Annotated in this window: 20 protein-coding genes; 6 read left to right on the top strand and 14 right to left on the bottom strand. The window is 35.7% G+C overall.

The features are described from left to right. Window positions 1-61: 61 nt before the first annotated feature. The gene (locus ACFFIS_RS07575) at window positions 62-247 is read left to right on the top strand and encodes a YhzD family protein (RefSeq protein ID WP_320378587.1); all 186 of its coding nucleotides are present in this window, start codon (window positions 62-64) and stop codon (window positions 245-247) included. Between the two features lie 47 nt (window positions 248-294). Here ACFFIS_RS07575 and ACFFIS_RS07570 read toward each other — a convergent pair whose 3' ends face one another. Further along, on the bottom strand, window positions 295-1065 hold the full coding sequence (locus ACFFIS_RS07570) for an enoyl-CoA hydratase-related protein (RefSeq protein ID WP_320378586.1): 771 nt from the start codon (window positions 1063-1065) through the stop codon (window positions 295-297). Window positions 1066-1223: 158 nt separating this feature from the next. Beyond that, on the bottom strand, window positions 1224-1583 hold the full coding sequence (locus ACFFIS_RS07565) for a YlbF family regulator (protein WP_320378585.1): 360 nt from the start codon (window positions 1581-1583) through the stop codon (window positions 1224-1226). Window positions 1584-1784: 201 nt separating this feature from the next. On the opposite strand from ACFFIS_RS07565, the gene ACFFIS_RS07560 reads away from it, so the two are divergent. After that, window positions 1785-2675, top strand: a complete 891-nt coding sequence (locus ACFFIS_RS07560; RefSeq protein ID WP_320378584.1) for a PucR family transcriptional regulator — start codon at window positions 1785-1787, stop codon at window positions 2673-2675. Between the two features lie 142 nt (window positions 2676-2817). Next, the gene (locus tag ACFFIS_RS07555) at window positions 2818-3915 is read left to right on the top strand and encodes an oligosaccharide ABC transporter ATP-binding protein MsmX (protein WP_320378583.1); all 1098 of its coding nucleotides are present in this window, start codon (window positions 2818-2820) and stop codon (window positions 3913-3915) included. A 234-nt stretch (window positions 3916-4149) separates the two neighbouring features. On the opposite strand, the gene ACFFIS_RS07550 is transcribed toward ACFFIS_RS07555, so the two are convergent. Then, entirely contained in the window at window positions 4150-4353 is a 204-nt protein-coding gene (locus ACFFIS_RS07550) for an alpha/beta-type small acid-soluble spore protein (protein WP_320378582.1), read from the bottom strand. A gap of 342 nt (window positions 4354-4695) precedes the next feature. Beyond that, window positions 4696-6081: a class II fumarate hydratase gene (gene fumC, locus ACFFIS_RS07545; protein ID WP_390186839.1), complete on the bottom strand. Its 1386-nt coding sequence runs from the start codon at window positions 6079-6081 to the stop codon at window positions 4696-4698. 218 nt (window positions 6082-6299) lie between these two features. Between fumC and ACFFIS_RS07540 the strand changes: the two genes are divergently transcribed. Both ACFFIS_RS07540 and ACFFIS_RS07535 read left to right on the top strand, forming a co-directional pair. After that, entirely contained in the window at window positions 6300-7169 is an 870-nt protein-coding gene (locus ACFFIS_RS07540) for a zinc dependent phospholipase C family protein (protein WP_390186838.1), read from the top strand. 113 nt (window positions 7170-7282) lie between these two features. Beyond that, the gene (locus ACFFIS_RS07535) at window positions 7283-8152 is read left to right on the top strand and encodes a cation diffusion facilitator family transporter (protein ID WP_390186837.1); all 870 of its coding nucleotides are present in this window, start codon (window positions 7283-7285) and stop codon (window positions 8150-8152) included. Window positions 8153-8333: 181 nt separating this feature from the next. On the opposite strand, the gene ACFFIS_RS07530 is transcribed toward ACFFIS_RS07535, so the two are convergent. The 7 genes from ACFFIS_RS07530 to ACFFIS_RS07500 form a co-directional block, all read right to left on the bottom strand. Beyond that, complete coding sequence (locus tag ACFFIS_RS07530; RefSeq protein WP_390186836.1) at window positions 8334-8876, bottom strand: GNAT family N-acetyltransferase; 543 nt, start codon at window positions 8874-8876, stop codon at window positions 8334-8336. Between the two features lie 61 nt (window positions 8877-8937). After that, the gene (locus ACFFIS_RS07525) at window positions 8938-9234 is read right to left on the bottom strand and encodes a branched-chain amino acid transport AzlD family protein (protein ID WP_320378579.1); all 297 of its coding nucleotides are present in this window, start codon (window positions 9232-9234) and stop codon (window positions 8938-8940) included. A 9-nt stretch (window positions 9235-9243) separates the two neighbouring features. After that, window positions 9244-9972, bottom strand: a complete 729-nt coding sequence (locus ACFFIS_RS07520; RefSeq protein ID WP_390186835.1) for an AzlC family ABC transporter permease — start codon at window positions 9970-9972, stop codon at window positions 9244-9246. Window positions 9973-10279: 307 nt separating this feature from the next. Further along, window positions 10280-11035, bottom strand: coding sequence for a type I methionyl aminopeptidase (gene map / locus ACFFIS_RS07515; RefSeq protein WP_320379758.1), 756 nt, complete (start codon window positions 11033-11035; stop codon window positions 10280-10282). A 152-nt stretch (window positions 11036-11187) separates the two neighbouring features. Then, complete coding sequence (locus ACFFIS_RS07510; protein WP_320378576.1) at window positions 11188-11946, bottom strand: (S)-benzoin forming benzil reductase; 759 nt, start codon at window positions 11944-11946, stop codon at window positions 11188-11190. A 34-nt stretch (window positions 11947-11980) separates the two neighbouring features. Next, window positions 11981-13348, bottom strand: coding sequence for a dipeptidase (locus tag ACFFIS_RS07505; protein WP_390186832.1), 1368 nt, complete (start codon window positions 13346-13348; stop codon window positions 11981-11983). A gap of 294 nt (window positions 13349-13642) precedes the next feature. Next, entirely contained in the window at window positions 13643-14290 is a 648-nt protein-coding gene (locus tag ACFFIS_RS07500; RefSeq protein WP_320378575.1) for a YhcN/YlaJ family sporulation lipoprotein, read from the bottom strand. A gap of 167 nt (window positions 14291-14457) precedes the next feature. Here ACFFIS_RS07500 and ACFFIS_RS07495 point away from each other — a divergent pair, with 167 nt between their 5' ends. Continuing rightward, window positions 14458-14697, top strand: coding sequence for a YhdB family protein (locus tag ACFFIS_RS07495; RefSeq protein WP_320378574.1), 240 nt, complete (start codon window positions 14458-14460; stop codon window positions 14695-14697). A 59-nt stretch (window positions 14698-14756) separates the two neighbouring features. Here the strand turns inward: ACFFIS_RS07495 and ACFFIS_RS07490 are convergent, their stop codons facing one another. From ACFFIS_RS07490 to ACFFIS_RS07480, 3 genes are read right to left on the bottom strand one after another with little or no spacing between them, the layout of a single operon-like run. After that, window positions 14757-15563, bottom strand: coding sequence for a S1 family peptidase (locus ACFFIS_RS07490; RefSeq protein ID WP_390186830.1), 807 nt, complete (start codon window positions 15561-15563; stop codon window positions 14757-14759). A 23-nt stretch (window positions 15564-15586) separates the two neighbouring features. Continuing rightward, entirely contained in the window at window positions 15587-17614 is a 2028-nt protein-coding gene (locus ACFFIS_RS07485) for an ABC transporter ATP-binding protein (RefSeq protein WP_390186827.1), read from the bottom strand. After that, on the bottom strand, window positions 17614-19362 hold the full coding sequence (locus tag ACFFIS_RS07480) for an ABC transporter ATP-binding protein (protein WP_320378571.1): 1749 nt from the start codon (window positions 19360-19362) through the stop codon (window positions 17614-17616). Before ACFFIS_RS07480 ends, ACFFIS_RS07485 begins: the two co-directional genes overlap by 1 nt. Between the last annotated feature and the right edge of the window lie 123 nt (window positions 19363-19485).

The following is a 19485-nucleotide window of genomic DNA, read 5'->3' as shown; positions in this document are numbered from 1 at the left end:
AATAGGCTAAAATAAAATTGTATCATGAGATCATGCACGAATCTTGAGGGGGAGAAGATTAATGAAAAAATATGTTTTAACAGTTTTTGATAAAACAGGTGAAAAGCTATTAGAGGAAACTTTTGAAGCTAAAAATGATGCAGATGCAAAAACGATGGGCCAAGCAAAATTAAAAGAGCACCAATATGAAGAACATACCCACCGTTGTGTATCACCTGATGCTAAACTCGTACTTTTCCATCGCTAATAACGAAAGGGAATGAGATAGTCTCACTCCCTTTCCATTTCAATACACTATTTTCCTATAAAAACAGGACTTCTCTTTTCCAAAAATGCCTGTACTCCCTCACGATGGTCGGCAGTATGACATAATAGCCATTGTGTTTTCTTTTCCTCATTTAAATAATATTGTAATTGTTCTTTTCCTTCTCTATGATACATACTTTTTGTTTGTATCATAGATGTGATCGGCGACTGCTTCATTTTCTTAGCAAGGTGTTCAGCAAATGCTACTGCTTGTTGTTCAGTTGAAAAATCAATTAAGCCCATTTGTTTTGCCTCTTCACCTGTCACTTGTTCCATATTCCAAATAAACTGTTTAGCCTGTGGTACACCTAATCGTTCCTTTAACCAGAAGTGTCCGCCACCATCTGGTGCTAAGCCAACTCCTAAAAATAACATACCAAGTTTTGCCTTATTCTCAGCAATTACATAATCCGCTGCAAGTGCTAAACTCAGCCCTAATCCAGCCGCAGATCCTTGAATTGCACTAATGATAATTTTTGGCATTTCATACAATTTCATCATCACATTACTAATTGTATCCATTACCCCGCCAAAATTAGCCTCATCTGCCCAATCATTCATCATACCGATATCCCCACCAGCACAAAAAGCTTTTCCTTTTCCGGCCAAAATAACTACCTGATCTTCATTCTGTCCTACTTCTTCCACTACAAGCAATAGTTGTTGCAAGGCCTCTACATTCAAAGCATTATATCGGTCGGGACGATTCAAATAAATATACGAAACCCCATCTTTTCTTTCATATAAAACAGTACGCATCTTTATCCCCCTATTAAGCAAAATATGTACCAACTCTATTCTATATTTTTTCTAATATTCCTGCAAATACGAATAGATTTTCGTTGCATTCATCGGCAATATAGGTGCAAACAAAAAGCCCACAAATCAATATCGACTTGTGAGCGAAATGTTTTCTCTTATTCTTCTTCCTCTTCAAAACCGCCATATAATTCTTCAAGAGGTTTCGTAATGATACGGCTAATGTCACCAATAATAATATTTAATCTTTGTTCTTTTTCCATCAAGTTGGCAATCCCTTGATGCTGTTGAACATTATTTACAATATTACGCGCCGAATCTAATTCAGCTTCAGTTATTTCCATTCCTTGCATTTGCTTTTCCTGCAAATCTAATTGCACATCACGAAATTCTTCAAACATCGCTTTTGAATTCGGATCATTCATTACCGATTCGTACGCCTCTTGCAATGATTTAAATTCTTCACTTTCGCGAATTGCTTTTTCTAAAACATATGCGCTATCATACATATTAGGCATTATATAATGCCCCTCCTTTTTACACAAGCTTATTTTCTGAACAAATCGTTTATACGATTTATTTCATCCTAAAATCCACTATAACAAAGGATTTATCTTCTGTATAGCCATAAGAAAATGATAAACTAGTATAAATAATTACTTTTATGTGCTCAAATTAAGACAAAATTCATTTATATAAGGGGATACGAGGTTTTCGCCATGTTAAATCAACTAAAAAAAGTATTTTCATCATTTTTAACTTTACAGGAAAATAACAAACATCTTTCACAGGATTACCATTGGTTCAAAACAAAGGAGTCGGAGGAGGTATTTGGTATCGCAAAAGAAGAGCTAACGAAACGTGATTTGGTCATTTTGCATACCTTTCTCGAATCCTATAATCCAATCTTTCCACCGCTCACGTCACAAGAAAAAATGTGGAAAAAATTGATTCATGAAAAAGATCCGATTCCACCGGACATTTTCGATACTTCTTTTCGGTTCGTTTATTTTACAATGCCCGAAAAGACAATGGGCCCAAATGCTTTTAAAGAGGCAATCTATGAAGTTTTTGAATACTCTGTTCCAATTATATGGGAAAATGAACATGAAGGAATTATAATTGAAGACCAATTAAATATCCGCCCACAAATTATGTATTCATCTATAATCGATATTTTAATGAGTGATTTATATATCAAAATCAATTTATTTGTCGGGCCTATTCAGCACAACTTATCCATGATTCACACATATTACCAAACAATCATGAAACATGCACATACTGTATTTGCTATTTCAAAAAATCATGTCATTTCTTACATTGATGCATTTCCTTATTTATTATTACAGCAAAGCGATATCGCGTATAAGGACTTTTTTGTAACATCCACCTTACAAGAATATGCGGACGATAAAGACATGTTACACACATTGCAAACATTTTTCGAATGTAATTTAAACTTATCTGTCACTGCAAAGAAGCTGTACATGCATCGTAATTCGCTACAATATCGTTTAGATAAATTTACAGAGGTAACCGGTATCGACATTCGAAACTTCCAACATGCACTTACCGTTTATTTAGCAATATTAAGCGATAAAATATAACAACGAAAAGATATGTTTTAAGTGAGTTTCTAGGTGAATTGAACAAATTAGCTTATGTTTTTTGTGCATGTTGTCCATTACATTTTGGTAGCGTTTTCTTTATACTATAATCATAAGCTTCTTAAAAATGGAGGGAATTGAATTGGCAGAACTACGACTTGATAATATAAAAAAGGTTTATGACAAAAATGTTGTGGCAGTAGAAGATTTTAATTTACACATACAAGATAAAGAATTTATTGTTTTTGTTGGTCCATCCGGTTGCGGTAAATCAACTACTTTACGTATGATTGCAGGACTAGAGGAGATATCTGACGGAGAGTTATATATTGATGATAAGAAAATGAACGATGTGGCACCAAAAGATCGTGACATTGCAATGGTATTCCAAAACTATGCATTATATCCACATATGAATGTTTATGATAATATGGCTTTTGGATTAAAACTTCGTAAATTTAAAAAAGACGAAATTGAAACGCGTGTTAAGAATGCCGCAAAGATTTTAGGTTTAGAGGCTTATTTAGATCGTAAACCTAAAGCACTTTCAGGTGGACAACGTCAGCGTGTTGCGTTAGGACGTGCTATTGTTCGTGATGCAAAAGTATTTTTAATGGACGAACCGCTTTCTAACCTTGATGCGAAATTACGTGTACAAATGCGTGCAGAAATTCAAAAATTGCACCAAAGACTACAAACAACAACCATTTATGTAACACATGACCAAACTGAGGCTATGACAATGGCTACACGCCTTGTTGTAATGAAAGATGGTATTATTCAACAAGTTGGAGCTCCAAAAGAGGTCTATGATTTTCCTGAAAATATTTTTGTAGGTGGTTTTATCGGATCCCCTTCCATGAACTTCCTAAATGGAAAATTAACTGACGGTTACTTATTAATTGAAGACACTAAAATTAAAGTTCCTGAAGGAAAAATGAAAGTATTACGTGAACAAGGTTATGTCAATCAAGACATTGTATTAGGAATCCGTCCTGAAGATATTCATGATGAACCTGTCTTCATCGATTCGACACCTGAAACAAAAATAACAGCTACAATTGAAGTTGCCGAGTTAATGGGTGCAGAGTCTTACTTATATTCCAAACTACATGGCCAAGATTTTGTAGCTCGCGTTGATTCTAGATCTGACATTCAAGGCGGCACAAAACTCGATTTAGCATTTAATATGAACCATGCACATTTCTTTGACATAAAAACAGAACAAAGAATTCGTTAACGATAAAATGCAGTATACTAAGATTAGTGGGCAAGATCATCGTGAGGTGATTTTACCCACTTTTTTATATGTAAAGGGTGATAAGTGACGGTTCGAATTTTTCCATTTCATATTGGTATTCATCATTTTACAATTGTTTTATTATATTGCATGCAAAATAAATAGAGGGAAAGTCTATAATAGACCTTCCCTCTAATCCTATTCAGAAGAGGCTTCTAACCTCTCATAGCCATATTATTGATGAAATTGTCCACCTAGTTGTTGCTGTGCAGTTGCAACTAAGCGCTTTGTGATTTCTCCACCAACAGAACCGTTAGCGCGAGAAGTTGTATCAGGACCAAGGTTAACACCGAACTCCTGAGCAATTTCCTGTTTCATTTGATCTAGTGCTTGTTGAGCACCTGGTACTACTAACTGATTTGAGTTGTTGTTTGCCATGTCTTATCACCTCCTGTACTAACTATTCTTTGCAAAACGCGAAAACTTATCACAAATATCTACTGGTAATTTGTTCTTGATTTGCTACATTTTTTTTACAAGCTTATTTCAACACTTTTTATTTAAAAAAATGTAACTTCAATCAGAGGAGTTTAAGTACTTCCCTTACTGATTGTTAATTGAACGAATCAGACTTACTGGCTGTTAATCTCACAACTATCTTTCTAAAATCTCCTCGAAAGCTTGGTGGGACACTTACAACACGTTAAACCTGCATGAAAAAAGGCAAAAAAACAGCGCTTACTTTGTGTATCATCATCAAGTAAGCGCTGTTCTTAGTACTTATTTCGGTTGTGTCATTTCCTTTGGTATCACATATTGATCAAATTCCTCTTCTGTTAATAAATTTAAAGCTACTGCGGCCTCTTTTAATGTTGATTGGTCAGCAAAGGCCTTCTTGGCAATTTTTGCAGCATTTTCATAACCAATATGCGGATTTAAAGCTGTAACAAGCATTAATGAATCATTTAAGTTTTGGTCAATTTTTTCACGGTTTGGCTCTAATCCTTGCATGCAGCGCTCATCAAACGAAAGCATGCTATCTGCGAGTAATTGACAAGACTGTAAGAAATTATATGCCATCACTGGCTTAAACACGTTCAATTCAAAATTACCTTGACTTGCCGCAAATCCTATTGTTGCATCATTCCCCATCACTTGCGCTGCAACCATCGTGATTGCTTCACTTTGCGTTGGATTTACTTTTCCTGGCATAATAGAACTTCCCGGCTCATTCGAAGGAATTGTAATTTCACCAATTCCACAACGAGGACCACTTGCAAGCCAACGAACATCATTGGCGATTTTCATTAAATTTGCTGCAAGCGCTTTTAAAGCACCATGTGCGTAAACTAATTCGTCATAACTTGTTAAGGAATGAAATTTATTCTTTGCTGAGATAAATGTTTTTCCAGTAAACTCGCTAATTGCCTTACATACAAGATTAGAAAACTCTGGATGTGCGTTTAATCCTGTACCTACTGCAGTTCCGCCAATTGCTAATTCTTTTAAATGATGTGCACTTTCTGCTACAAATCGTTCAGCTTTGACAAGCATTTCGTACCAACCACTAATTTCTTGCCCTAATGTAAGTGGTGTGGCATCTTGCAAATGTGTTCTACCAATTTTAACGATATCCATATATGCTTCCATTTTTTCTTTTGTTGTTGCTTTTAATTGCTCAATAGCTGGTAATACGATATCTTCCATTTTAAGTACAGCTGATACATGTAAGGCTGTTGGATATGTATCGTTAGAACTTTGTGATTTATTTACATCATCATTTGGATGCAGACGTAACTTGCTTCCTTTTTCTACTAAATACGTATTTCCGACATGCGCCAATACTTCATTTACGTTCATATTTGACTGTGTACCACTTCCAGTTTGCCAGACGACAAGCGGAAAATGGTCATCTAGTTTACCCTCTAACACAAGATCAGCAGCGTAAGCAATAGCGTGATATTTCTCTTCTTCTAATAAGCCAAGCTCACTGTTTGCCTTAGCTGTACTCTTTTTCAAAATAGCAAATGCGCGAATAATCTCTTTCGGCATTTTTTCATTACCAATTGGAAAGTTTTGTTTGCTTCGTTGTGTTTGTGCACCCCAATATTTATCAGCTGGAACTTTTACTTCCCCTAGTGTATCATGTTCAATACGATAATCCATTATCTAATTCCTCCCCATTGTCTATAACTAACTCGTACCCAATACTATTGTATCAAATTTTTAAAATCACGCTATTCGTATGTTTTATATTTTAAAAAATAATCTCGGAATCATATATTCAAAAATTTGTACACATTTGGGCATGCACAAATCGTAATTTCATTTATACTAGTACATGTTCACTATTTTTGATAACATTTAAAAAGGAGGGATGATGCTTGCCATCTGTTTGGACACATATGCTTTTTTGCGAAAATATCATTGATCTTTTAGACAGAAAAGCAATCCCTAATGTTAAAAATGAAACATATTTAAAACTTGGTTCCTTGGGTCCTGATTTATTTTTATATTATCATTTCTGGAGGCCCGCAAAACATAAAACTTATATGGAAAAAATGGACTTTTTACGTAAAAAGAATTACTTGCCATATCTCATCGATCTTGTTGAACAGATGAAAGGCAAAGAATCCCATTTATTAGCCTATACTTTCGGGTTTATTACACATCTTGCTTTGGAACATCGTACGTATTCGTTTATATCCTACTTTGCAAATGAAAGGAAAATACCAGAACGGAAACTCGAAACAATCATCGATACAATTTTGATGAAAAAATATCATAATTTAAATACGTGGAAATCTAAAATAGATAAAGAAATTGATGTTGGCTTCAACTTGGATAAACAGCTTTGTGAAAGCTTTTATCCCTTATTAGCGAATTCCCTTTTGTCTACTCACGATCATGTACTACCTGCTGATTTTATGCAAAGAGCATACCGTGATACGAAATTAGCTTTAAAATTACTTGCCGATCCACATGGTTGGAAAAATACGTTTCTATCCCGGTGGACAGCCGCCTATTCACATCGTCCGGTTATAACGAATCAAGATTATTTAAATTTAAAACAGCGCACATGGCATAATGTGAATACAAACGACACTGCAGATCTTTCCTTTATTCAACTCTTTGAACAAAGTAAAATAGAAGCTGCTTCACTCATGCAATCCATCAACCACTACTGGTCTAATAAAAATAATATGACAATCGATGATATAAAATCTATTATGCATACGTATTTTAAGCAATAAAGCCTATCCTATATATGGATGGCTTTTTTGATGTTCTTTTTGCTACTTGAAATGTGGACGCCCAGTCCTTTTTTTAGTAAAATATGTAAGTTGTCAATTGTAATGGAGGAATGATGATGATTGAGACAAATGCAAAACTAGGGGAAAAAGGTGCTTGGCTAAGCATCATTACATATATTGTATTAGCTTTATCAAAATTAATCATTGGGCATGTTGGCCATTCTGATGCATTACGTGCAGATGGTTTAAATAACTCAACAGACGTCATTGCATCTATTGCGATATTAATCGGATTACGCATTTCCCAAAAACCACCAGATCAGGACCATCGTTATGGTCACTATCGTGCTGAGACAATCGCCTCATTATTTGCTGCATTTATTATGATGTTTGTCGGTATCCAGGTTATGATAGATACATTCCAGAAAGTATTTGCACACGAAATCATGCAACCTAATATGATTACTGCTTGGACGGCACTCGGTTCTTTTATCATGATGCTCCTCGTCTATCGTGTTAATTTAATTTTGTCCAAAAAAGTAAACAGTCGTGCACTTTTTGCAGCTGCCCAAGATAATAAATCTGATGCCTTAGTTAGTATCGGGGCTTTTTTAGGAATTGTTGGGGCCCAGTTTGGTGTTTTTTGGCTCGATCCTTTAACTGGATTAATTGTAGGCTTGATCATTTGTTTTACAGCTTGGAAGATCTTCAAAGAAGCAACCCATACATTAACAGATGGATTTGATGAAACGTTGCTCGAACAGATGAAGGAAACCGTATATACTGTTCCACAAGTTAAAAAGGTAAAAGATATCAAAGGAAGAATACTTGGTAATCAGCAGTTTATTGACATTACCATTTTGGTTGATTATTATCTAAACGTAGAAGAAAGCCATGATATAACAGTTCGAATTGAAAAACTGCTATATGAAAAGCACCATATACCATATGCACATATTCACATCGAACCGTATAAAGAATAATACGTAAACAGCTTACACAAGTCAATTCAATATTATGTATGCAAGATGAATGAAAAAATAATCAGCGAGTAGATAGAAGCTTTCTATCTACTCGAAAACAAGTAATGGTCAAAATATAGAGAATATTCCTATGTACCCGACTTAGTTAAATCAAAAAGATTACATAGGATATTTTTCATCCCTATACATTTGAATATTTTAATTTCTTCACAAGGCCTTCCAAATCTGTCCAACCATATGCTGTTTCCCGATATGTGCCCTCACCTATCGTTGTTTCCTCGTAGCCCACTGGTTTTGCTTCATATCGCTCATAAAATCTGCTAGAGGGATTTTGTTTTAGGATCCAAACCAAAAGGGATTGATGCCCAAATGCCAACATCTTTTTCGAAAAGGCCGCTAAAAGCTGTGCGCCTAATCCCTTTTTTTGGTGTTCATCTAATATGTAAATCGTATAAATTTCCGCATCATAGTTAAATCTCTTTGTACGCTCTGGTCCACCAGAAATAAAACCAATGATTTGTTCATTTTGGTGGATGACAAGTGTAACTCTGTCCTCTGTTTGCGTTTGCAAAATTGTTTGCCATAATACTTTTCTATTTTCATATGTCATATTTGAAATGTCTTTTTCATCAATTAAGTCTTGATATGTATTTTTCCACGTTCGTACATGAATATTAGCAATAGCTGTTGCATCTTCGTAACTTGCTTGACGAATGGTATACATCGCATCGTATCCCCCTATGTTCAGCTTAAGTACAGCTTCACTTTTTAACACTAATTTCATTTTACCATGTTGTAAGGAGGAAAACAGTACAGATTGCTCCTAATACGACAATTATAGTATTCACACCAAAATAAGCTAATGTAATCGCAACCAATCCGCCGATTAAACCAATATATTGTTGTTCGGGAATCACAGTTAAAATACTTGGAAATATTAATGCACCAAGTGCAGCGAAAGGTATCGCACTTAACCAGCGATTTACCCAACTACGAAATATTAATTTATCAACAATAAATGCTGGTATTATCCTTGGAACCATCGTTACGAAGGCCATTCCTATAATGATGAAGTAAATCATTGTATCACCTTAACTTTCCTGTTCTTTCATCAGAAACACACCACTAAATCCGCCTAATATCGTCGCAATAACGATTGCCCAACCAGTACTCAAGTGAAAAACTTCGCTACACAACGTATGAATAAGCATAGCAATGATTGCAATACATGCTAGTTTTAATTCCTTTTTGACTGTTGGCACTAATAACCCGATAAACATTGCATAAAGGGCAATTCCCATACTTTGACTTAGCTTATCAGGTATGATTTCCCCTAATACCCCACCTAAAAAGGAGCCAAAAATCCAGGATAGATAGGCAGTGAAAAACAAAGAAATATAAAACCATTTGCCATGCTTCTTACTTACCGCATCTGTATGCATCGATGAGACTGCAAACGATTCATCTGTTAATGTCAACGTTAACGGAAATCGCCATGCTGTTTTCATATCACGAATTGCATGCATAAATGACAAACTCATCACAAAGTGGCGTGAGTTTAGAATGAATGTAGCAATGATAATTTCCATTGCTCCTACCCCTACCGCAATCATGTTTACTCCCATAAATTGACTTGCTCCGGCATATACCAAAACACTCATCATCGTTAATTCCAAAAGTGATAACCCTGCTTGTTTTGCTAAGACTCCATATGTAATCGCAATAGGAAGGTAGCCGAGTATAATTGGTATTCCAACGGTTAACCCTTGTTTCAACATCATCGTACTCGTTGCACCTTGCTTCTTCTCTACCAGCTCCATCTTTATTTCACCACCTTTGCGGGAAATTTCATTATATTATAACTGTTTTTATTAAAATAACAAAGTATGACGGCTCTGATAAGTGTTACTTTTTTACTTTGAGGAAATACCCTATAAGCAATGAAGGCATTTCGGGTCGGAGAATATGGGAAATGTTTTCGTAATAGGTATGTCTTTTTATTCAAATAAATATGTAGCTTAGGATCACACGATTTTAATCATAGGAAACAGTTGGAATAAAAAAGGATCAGACCCCCTTCAAGCTAATCGAGGGGTCTGATCCTTTTATCCGTGCTAAGCCGCTTCATTATTGTTCATCTTGTTCCGTTAGAATAATCGGTTTATCCTTTGTAATCACGATAGTATGTTCATATTGTACAGAACGCCCACCATCAATTGTTCTTGCTGTCCAACCATTATCATCCATTTGGCTTCTCCAGTCACCTTCATTAATCATCGGCTCAATCGTAATTGTCATTCCTTCTTTTAAACGAACTCCTTTGTTTGGTAAACCGAAGTGTGGGACATGCGGATTTTCGTGAATTGTTGGACCGATGCCATGACCAGTAAAATCACGTACAACGGAAAATCCTTCCCCTTCCGCATACGTTTGGATAGCGTGACCGATATCACCAATTCGCTTTCCGTCTCGTGCTTGTTCAATCCCTCTGTATAGCGCTTCTTTTGTAACTTCCATTAATCGTTTCCCTACTGCATCTACATTTCCAACAGCATAGGTCCAAGCAGAGTCAGCAAGTCCGCCATTTAAGTTTACGACCATATCTATTGTTACGATATCGCCATTCTTTAATTTTTCATTGCGTGGGAAACCATGGCAAATTTCATCATTAATAGAAGCACATGTAGCATATTGATAACCATTATATCCCTTTTGTTCTGCAATCGCACCATGTTCTGCTAGAAATTTATCAACAAAAGTATCGATTTCCATCGTCGTAATTCCTGGTTTTATCATTTCCGCAATTTTTTTATGTGTTAACACTAACAAGTCAGCAGCTTTCTGCATTTGTTCTACTTCGCGTTCACTTTTTCTCGTTATCATTTTATTCTTCCTTTCATCTTCTATAAAACCTAACAATATTATGATATTCTCCAATTTTGTGATTTACGCCTTTTACAAAACTCAATCTAAAGTGTATCACAATCTAATTATTCTTGCAGGTACGAAACGCTAAAGAAGGGAGAAAGGATCGTTTAAAAATAATCTCTTGCATGATAAATAGTTCCATTTTTAATTTGCTCACAATCATTTAAGATGTCAAATAAAATTGTTGCAATTATCTCAGGTTGCTTTAATTTGTTTGTCTCTTTATAATTCCTAAATGACTCAATCTCGATAAATTCTTCATGGGAACGTGTTCTTATTTGCCGTTGCATTTCCGTGTCCATTATTCCAGGACTAAAGGCAATTATTTTATTGTCTGTGTTTAATTCTTCTTGCTCAAGCGCTACTGTTTTTGTATACATATTTAGTGCTGCTTTTGTACTACAATAAGCACTCCAGCCATAGACAGGTCTTTCCGCTGCTCCTGATGTAATAGTAGCAATCTTGAACGGTATTTTTTCTTGGCTAGAAAATTGTAATAAGGCATTTGTCATGAGCATTGGTGCTGTTACATTTACTTGTATATGTGTTGTTAATTCCTTTTCATCAAGTTCACCCGCTTGATGGATAGGTTCTACCATAGCCGCGTTATTGATTAAGAAAACTTCTGTAGGTGCAACGTTCGTCATTTTTTCCTTTATCTTAAATATCGTTGATTGTACCGCAGCAATATCTTTTAAATCACAAGTTATATGTTCATATTTTGTATTGTTTACCTCAGCAATGTTTTCCAATCTATCATTTGTTTTTCTACTTATTCCTATAACTGGAATACGTTGTTTTAAATATAAAATTGCAAGTGCTTCCCCTAGTCCACGTGATGTGCCCGTAATAATGGCTATCTGCATACAGATCCTCCCCTCTATTTTTAGGCCCTCTCGTTTATTTTTCTAATGCTGACCAATAGTGAGCAAGTGTTTCCATCCCTTTATCAAAACTATCTAAAGGAAAGCTTTCATTTGGAGAGTGAAGTCTGTCATCTGGTGTTCCAAAACCCAAAAGGACGATTGGAATATTGTAAATATCGTCAATCCATTCCACAACTGGAATCGATCCACCCATACGGACATATACCGTTTCTTTTCCAAAAGCTTTTGTATAGCTGTCTGCAGCTTTTTGAATTAGGGGATGGTTTGGTTCTACCTTATATGCTTTTGACGACAGTTTTTCTTTTTTCACATCAACCGTCACACCTTTTGGTGCAATACGTTTCATATGTTTTTCTAATAAATCTTGAATATGCTCTGGATCTTGTCCTGGTACTAAACGACAAGTAATTTTCGCTGTTGCAGTTGATGGGATAATTGTTTTCGTTCCTTCTCCTTGATATCCACCATATATTCCATTTACTTCAAATGTTGGGCGCGCCATCGTATGTTCTTTTGCAGTATATCCTTTTTCTGAAACAACTTCACTTACGCCAGTAGTTGCCGCATAATCCTCTCCTTCTACTTGATCAATCAATTGTCTTTCTTCATCAGTTAACGGTTCTACACCGTCATAAAATCCAGGAACCGTAATCACTTCATCTTCATTTTTAATGGAAGCAAGTATATGTGATAAAGCCATGACTGGATTTCGAACTGCTCCACCATACATTCCGGAATGAAGATCATGGTCGGGCCCTTTTACTGTCACTTCAACACCAGTAAATCCTTTCAAACCATATAAAATAGTTGGCTGGTTTTCAGCAACCATACCTGAATCAGAAATTACAGCGAAATCAGCAGCAAACTGTTCTCTTTTATCCTGCAATACTCGATATAAGTTCTCACTGCCTATTTCCTCTTCACCCTCGATACATACTTTTACGTTTAACGGAATGCGCCCATTCGTTTTCATAAATGCTTCAAAAACGGCAAGATGCATAAAAACTTGTCCTTTATCATCACTTGCGCCTCGTGCATATAAACGTCCATTACGAACTTCTGGTTTAAAAGGCTCACTTTCCCATAATTCTAAAGGATCAGCTGGTTGTACATCATAATGTCCATAAAATAATACCGTAGGCGCATCAGGCCCTGCCTGCTTATAATGCGCATAAACTAATGGATGTCCACCTGTTTCCTGTACTTCTACCTCATCAAAACCAATATCCTGTAAATATGTTTCTAAAAATTGCGCAGCTTGTTCGACATCCTGTTTAAAACTACTATCTGTACTTACACTTGGGATTGCCAAAAAGTCATTTAATTTTTTTAAAAGACGTTCACGATTTTCAGTTAAATATGTAATCACCTGATTCTGCATACAAGTCTACCTCCATTTAATTATTAGAATATATACATATTATCATAAAAACAGTAAGCGACGTATACAAACGCATAGATGATTTGGTAAGAGGTCACCGAACAGGGTAAACATTACATTTGGCCTATAAAGGAGAATATATTATAAAAGTGCGATGAAATGAACTTATGTCTTGGAATAAAATTACATTATGATCATTTGTAGTTAAATTAATTTTTACTGTTAAAGCCTTTACATCCATAAAAAAAGAGCAAGTGTAGATATAAAATATATCCACACTCGCCCTTTCATTTGTTACCTATTTTGAGGGAATAAACGCTCAATCATATTACCGAATTGATCAAAGAAGCCACGTACAGGACGGCCTTGATCCATATCGTCTACATAATTGTTTGTTAAATTATAAAAATCCGGGTTTGTTGAAACATATACATTATCTATACGATTGTCCACAGACTTTACAATATCAGATACTTTACGTTTTACACTATCTGTTAATTTATCCCCATTATTATTTTTGTCTTTTACACCATCGCGGTTATCATTTGTGTCAAGTTGTGCTGCTACATATGCATTATTATTTGTAGTTAATACATATGCACGGTCAATTTCTGGAACATCACGAACGATTCGGTCAGCAGCTTCTTTTGCAACATCATAACGCGTATTGTTATTTACATTACCACGATTGTCATTACGAACATCTCGTGTATTGTAATTGTCATCATTGTAACGGTTCGAACCATTAAATCGATCATTACCTCGATAACCGGTTCGTTCCATGTTACGATCAATTACATTATCGTTTGCATTTTGATGGTAACGTGTCGGCTCTGCACCGTTATTTGTACCCTTATTATTTGTCGCTCCATCATTGTTTGCGTTACACCCTGCTAATGCAATTGTAGCTACTGCCGCTAAGCTAATAACTTTTCGTTTCAAAATTAATTCCTCCTTTGCCCGTTTGTTCATTAGTATGGGGTGTTTTAAAAACAATATTCTTTTTTGCGTAAGCCTTTAAATGGCAAACACACCAATTTTGTTTTTGTAAATATATATATACTAGGGGGAAAGCTAAAGGTAGCTTCACTTTTAAGGAGGGGATAAAGATGGATATTCCAGATTACGACAAAGCCTTATATTATACGATGTGGGGGCAATGGGACGACTTACTTGTATTAATGGTACGCACAAAAGACGATATTTTATCAAAAAAGATCCAACACTTTTTACACTCCTTTAACTTTTCATTAGATGAATCGACAATCATCCAATCCCATGATAATTTACTGTATTATATTGACCATGCAATGAAAAACACAATATCTGACAGTGCCGTAAAAATGTAGCGCTACAACTTGAAACAAAGAAAATGAAACAAAAGGGTCTGACCCCCCAAACGACGGGGTCAGACCCCTTCTTTTATTTTTTTATAATAATAATCAATTGGGATAAATAATCCAACCTTTCCATATGATTCATGATCCAAAGTTGCAAAAATAACACCGATAACTTGCCCCGCTTTATTAAATATTGGGCTCCCACTATTCCCTCGATAAACCGGCGCTTGGATCATTAACACAGGTTCTTTCCAATCTCGAAGCTTTGTATATCCCAAAATTGATCCTTCATTGGCAATCCCCTGAAACCTCAAAGGATTACCGATAAATTGGATTTGTTCTCCTTCAACGAATAACGTCTCTTCCGCTAACTCCAATGTAGGTAGCGCGGAGCCCTTTTCCACTTGTAGAACTGCTAAATCAATGTCCGGATAAGATACAATGACATCAGCCATAAATAAACCATGTTCTGGAAAAGCAACTGTTACGCGTTCATTACTTTTAACGACATGCGCATTCGTTATGATTTTTCCATCTTCTGTTATGGAAAATCCCGTCCCTCTACTTTCATCTGTTTCAATCACGACAACTGCTTGTTTATGCGATTGAATGATTTCTTGTTTCGAAAGCTTCGCAGATGTCGTTAAAAAGTCAATGGCCGGTATAGATAACGTTTGAGGTAACAGTGCAATCACTTGAAGAAACATTGCAAATGAAATGAGCCAAAATGCCCATTTGGGAAATGGACGTTTTGGCTTTCCTTCTTGCTGTTTGGCTTCAATTTCCTTTTTTGCTTGTTGAAGAAGTTCATACATTTCTTCTTCATCAATGTCTTCAAACAAATCTTCATCTATTATGTCTCTATCTTCGCTCACCTATGTCACCACACTTTATCAATTTAACTAACGTGTGCTGTCTTCCCTAGCTGCATTTGATACATTTGATAATAAATTCCCTTTTGCGATAATAAATGTTCATGATTTCCACTTTCTTTGATTTTACCATGTTCCAACACAAAAATCGTGTCTGCTTGCTGAATCGTAGATAATCGATGTGCGATAACGAGTGTCGTTCGTCCCTTTTTCAACACGTCTAATGCACTTTGGATTATACTTTCTGTTTCTGTATCGATATTTGCGGTTGCTTCATCCAATATTAGAATTGCAGGGTCAAAAGCTAATGCACGCGCAAAAGATATGAGTTGTCTTTCTCCTAGTGAAAAAGTCGTTCCACCTTCTGTCACTGGTTCATCAAAGGAATGGGGAAGTTTTTCAATAAAACGCTCAGCTCCAACAGCCTTTAATGCATGAATTGCTTGTTCACGAGATATCTTAGAATCATTCATTGTCACATTCGAAATGATTGTTCCGGAAAATAAAAACGGATCTTGTAAAACAATTCCCATATGACTTCTTACTTGTTGGCGTGACCAACCTAAAGTATCTTGCCCATCAATCGTAATCGTTCCATATTGCGGATCATAAAAGCGAAAAAGCAAATTCATAATCGAACTTTTACCAGAACCAGTATGACCGACAAATGCTGCCGTCTGTCCAGCTTCTACTTGAAACGTTATATTTTTTAGTACAATATCTTCATTATTATATGAAAATGTCACATTTTGAAAAGCTAGTGCCCCATTATATCGTGGAATCAACGTATGATTCATTTCTTCCCCTTCATGATCCATTAACTCAAACACTCTCCCACCTGCTACACGCGCCTGTTCAAGTAATGGTAGTTGATTCACAATATCTGTCACCGGTTCAAAAAGTCTCGTTAAATAATCGACAAATGCATAAAGCATACCGATTGAAATAATTCCACTAGGTTCCAAAGACTGCGAACCAAAATACCAAATGAAAACAACAAATGTCATATTTCTAAAAAATGTAACGAGATTATAAGATGTTAATGCACTCAGTTTAATTAATTTTCTTTGATACGTAAAATGACGTTTATTTAATACTTCAAAATCGTCATTTGTTTTCTTTTCACGACGAAATGCTTGAATAATCGGCATTCCTTGAATTGCTTCATTTATATTCCCATTAATTTCACTAACTGTAGCACGAATGACTTTATTATATTTTGAACCGAAATATTTATATACTTTCATCCATCCTAAAATAAGTGGAATAACTAATAAGCAAAATGCCGCTAATTTTGCGTCTAAAATAAATAGTGCAACGAAAATCCCTAGCATATAGATAGCACTTGTAATGATAATAGATAGAACCCGTTCATATAAGTCGCGGATTGCTTCTGTATCATTGGTAACTCGTGCAACTATTCTTCCAGCAGGTTGATCTACAAAATAATTAATTGGTACTGTATGTGTATGGGAAAATATATCATTCCGCATCTTTTTAACAATTTGATTTGAAGCTTTTTGTAAGCTAAAAGTTTGATAAAATTGGAAAACTCCAGCGATTATTAGGAGCAAAACATACAGTCCTAATAGTAAGAGAATTGGGCGTTGTTCTGGTTGAAAAAACGGATATAATTCCTTTAGGTCCATCTTAACAGCTTGAAACGTAGCCCTTGTATCAGATGTTACTATCGATATCATGCCGTTTTGAACTGATCGTTTCCCTTTTAGTGGTACATCATCATTTACAAAGTAATAACTTTTTCCAACTTGAAGTAATGTTGCTGTTCCTAATTTCTCTTCATCTTCTTTTACTCTATCTGCACGCTTATAAAAGCTACCTTGATATGATACAGTGTAACGATCTATCTCTTCCGGAACCTCTTGCCAAATACCTTCAATGCCAACAATATGCTCATCAATTACCTTTTTGGCAATTAACGGACCTGCAAGTTCTAACGTTGTTGCAATCATTAAACAAATAATTCCAATCATGATCCCGCGTTTAAATTTCAGCGCATATTGAAACAATCTTTTTTCTGTTGACCCTTTCATTAGGAAATCCCCTCCTCATGCTGCAGCTGTTGTAACTCGTATTGTTCTTTATACCAACCACCTTGTTGCACTAATGAATCGTGGGTACCATGTTCAACAATTTTACCATCCGCTAATACAATTATTTGATCGGCATGCATAACAGCAGACATCCGATGCGCAGCTATAAATGTCGTTTTATTTTTACGTTCCTTTCGTAAATGTTCCAAAATTTTTGATTCTGTTTTTCCATCCACCGCTGACATCGAATCATCCAAGATTAAAATTTCTGGCTTCTTAATAAACGCACGTGCCAATGCAACCCGTTGTTTTTGTCCCCCTGATAAAGTGACACCGCTCTCACCAACTTGTGTATCAAGCCCTTTTGGTAATTGTTTCATGTCATCTAAAAAGTGTGCTAATTCCATCACACGGTAAATTTCTTCATCCGTTGCATCAGCTTTTCCAAACTGGATATTTTCACGTATTGTTTTAGAAAATAATATTTGATCTTGAGGGACATATCCTATAAACTCCCGTAATTTTTGTAAATCCAGGTTATTAATGTTCACATTTCCAAATGAAATGGAACCATCCATCCCCGGATATTGTCGTAGCATCAATTTAAATAGTGTCGTCTTACCCGCACCAGTTTTTCCTACAATCCCAATTGTTTCTCCTTTTTTAACTTGTAGCGAAAAGTCTTCCATTCGTATCATGCTACTTGTTGGATATTTAAAAGAAATGCGGTTGAAATCTATTTGGTCAACCGTTTTTAATTGTTTCGGTTGTTTTGGACTTTTAACATCTGGCTGATAGTCGAGAATTTCATGAACACGATCTAATGACGCATTTCCGCGCTGTAAAATATTAATTAATTCTCCTACAGCAAACATCGGCCAAATGAGCATTCCTAAATAAACGTTAAAACTAACTAGTTCACCTAGTGTAATGATATTGTTAAATACGAGCATAGCGCCGTATCCTAAGCCAATCGTATAGGACATGCCTACAAGAATTTTCATCGTCGGCTCGAATAATGCATCGATTTTCGCAACCGCCATATTTTTCTCATAAACATCTTCTGTCATCTGAGCAAATCGCTGTTCATCTTGTTTCTCCTGCACAAAAGCACGGATAACGCGTACACCACGAATGGACTCCAATACTTCATTATTTAAATCACCAAAAGCTGCCTGTGCTTTTGTAAAACGAGCATGAATCGCCGCACCATACTTATTCATCACAATCGCCATAATAGGAAGCGGGATTAACGCTGCGAGTGTTAACTTCCAACTAATTGTAAAACCCATCACTGCAATAATCATTAGCATAAAAATACTTGAATCAACAAGTGTTAATACACCAAATCCAGCTGTTAATGCGATTGCCTTTAGATCATTTGTGCTCCTTGCCATTAGATCTCCTGTTTTAAACTTTCCAAAAAATGTTGGCGTCATTTTCAAATAATGGCCCATTAACTTACTACGAATCCATCTTTCTAAAATGACCGCTCCACCAAACAATGTATAATCCCATAAAAAGGAAATGATATAATGCATAAGCGCTAATACAACATAAGCTGATATAAGCATGACTAAAATTCGCGTCGTTAATGTTTCAAATTGAATCTGATCTATCACAAAACCAACAAATTTCGGTGGAATTAGTGCTAAGGTACTTGCACAGATTAATGCAATAATTGCAAATAAATATCGCTTCCAATAATGCTTAAAAAACCAATCTAACTTTTTAAAAACTTGGAACATGCATTCACCTTCTCTTCTCTCTATTGGTAAAATTTATTTAACCTTTTTCAAACTATTACAAGCAGGTCATCAACCCTTTTTTACATGTTCATAACTCCTCCCAAACGAATATGATTCGTTTTT

Source organism: Paracerasibacillus soli (genome assembly GCF_042432965.1).
GTDB lineage: Bacteria > Bacillota > Bacilli > Bacillales > Amphibacillaceae > Paracerasibacillus > Paracerasibacillus soli.
This window is presented reverse-complemented; position numbering and strand designations above follow the sequence as displayed.

Excerpts from the sequence above, each read along its gene's own strand:
- ACFFIS_RS07575 (WP_320378587.1), top strand. The coding sequence starts at position 62 with ATGAAAAAATATGTTTTAACAGTTTTTGATAAAACAGGTGAAAAGCTA.
- ACFFIS_RS07570 (WP_320378586.1), bottom strand. The coding sequence starts at position 1,065 with ATGCGTACTGTTTTATATGAAAGAAAAGATGGGGTTTCGTATATTTAT.
- ACFFIS_RS07565 (WP_320378585.1), bottom strand. The coding sequence starts at position 1,583 with ATGCCTAATATGTATGATAGCGCATATGTTTTAGAAAAAGCAATTCGC.
- ACFFIS_RS07560 (WP_320378584.1), top strand. The coding sequence starts at position 1,785 with ATGTTAAATCAACTAAAAAAAGTATTTTCATCATTTTTAACTTTACAG.
- ACFFIS_RS07550 (WP_320378582.1), bottom strand. The coding sequence starts at position 4,353 with ATGGCAAACAACAACTCAAATCAGTTAGTAGTACCAGGTGCTCAACAA.
- fumC (WP_390186839.1), bottom strand. The coding sequence starts at position 6,081 with ATGGATTATCGTATTGAACATGATACACTAGGGGAAGTAAAAGTTCCA.
- ACFFIS_RS07535 (WP_390186837.1), top strand. The coding sequence starts at position 7,283 with ATGATGATTGAGACAAATGCAAAACTAGGGGAAAAAGGTGCTTGGCTA.
- ACFFIS_RS07530 (WP_390186836.1), bottom strand. The coding sequence starts at position 8,876 with ATGTATACCATTCGTCAAGCAAGTTACGAAGATGCAACAGCTATTGCT.
- ACFFIS_RS07525 (WP_320378579.1), bottom strand. The coding sequence starts at position 9,234 with ATGATTTACTTCATCATTATAGGAATGGCCTTCGTAACGATGGTTCCA.
- ACFFIS_RS07520 (WP_390186835.1), bottom strand. The coding sequence starts at position 9,972 with ATGGAGCTGGTAGAGAAGAAGCAAGGTGCAACGAGTACGATGATGTTG.
- map (WP_320379758.1), bottom strand. The coding sequence starts at position 11,035 with ATGATAACGAGAAAAAGTGAACGCGAAGTAGAACAAATGCAGAAAGCT.
- ACFFIS_RS07510 (WP_320378576.1), bottom strand. The coding sequence starts at position 11,946 with ATGCAGATAGCCATTATTACGGGCACATCACGTGGACTAGGGGAAGCA.
- ACFFIS_RS07505 (WP_390186832.1), bottom strand. The coding sequence starts at position 13,348 with ATGCAGAATCAGGTGATTACATATTTAACTGAAAATCGTGAACGTCTT.
- ACFFIS_RS07495 (WP_320378574.1), top strand. The coding sequence starts at position 14,458 with ATGGATATTCCAGATTACGACAAAGCCTTATATTATACGATGTGGGGG.
- ACFFIS_RS07485 (WP_390186827.1), bottom strand. The coding sequence starts at position 17,614 with ATGAAAGGGTCAACAGAAAAAAGATTGTTTCAATATGCGCTGAAATTT.
- ACFFIS_RS07480 (WP_320378571.1), bottom strand. The coding sequence starts at position 19,362 with ATGTTCCAAGTTTTTAAAAAGTTAGATTGGTTTTTTAAGCATTATTGG.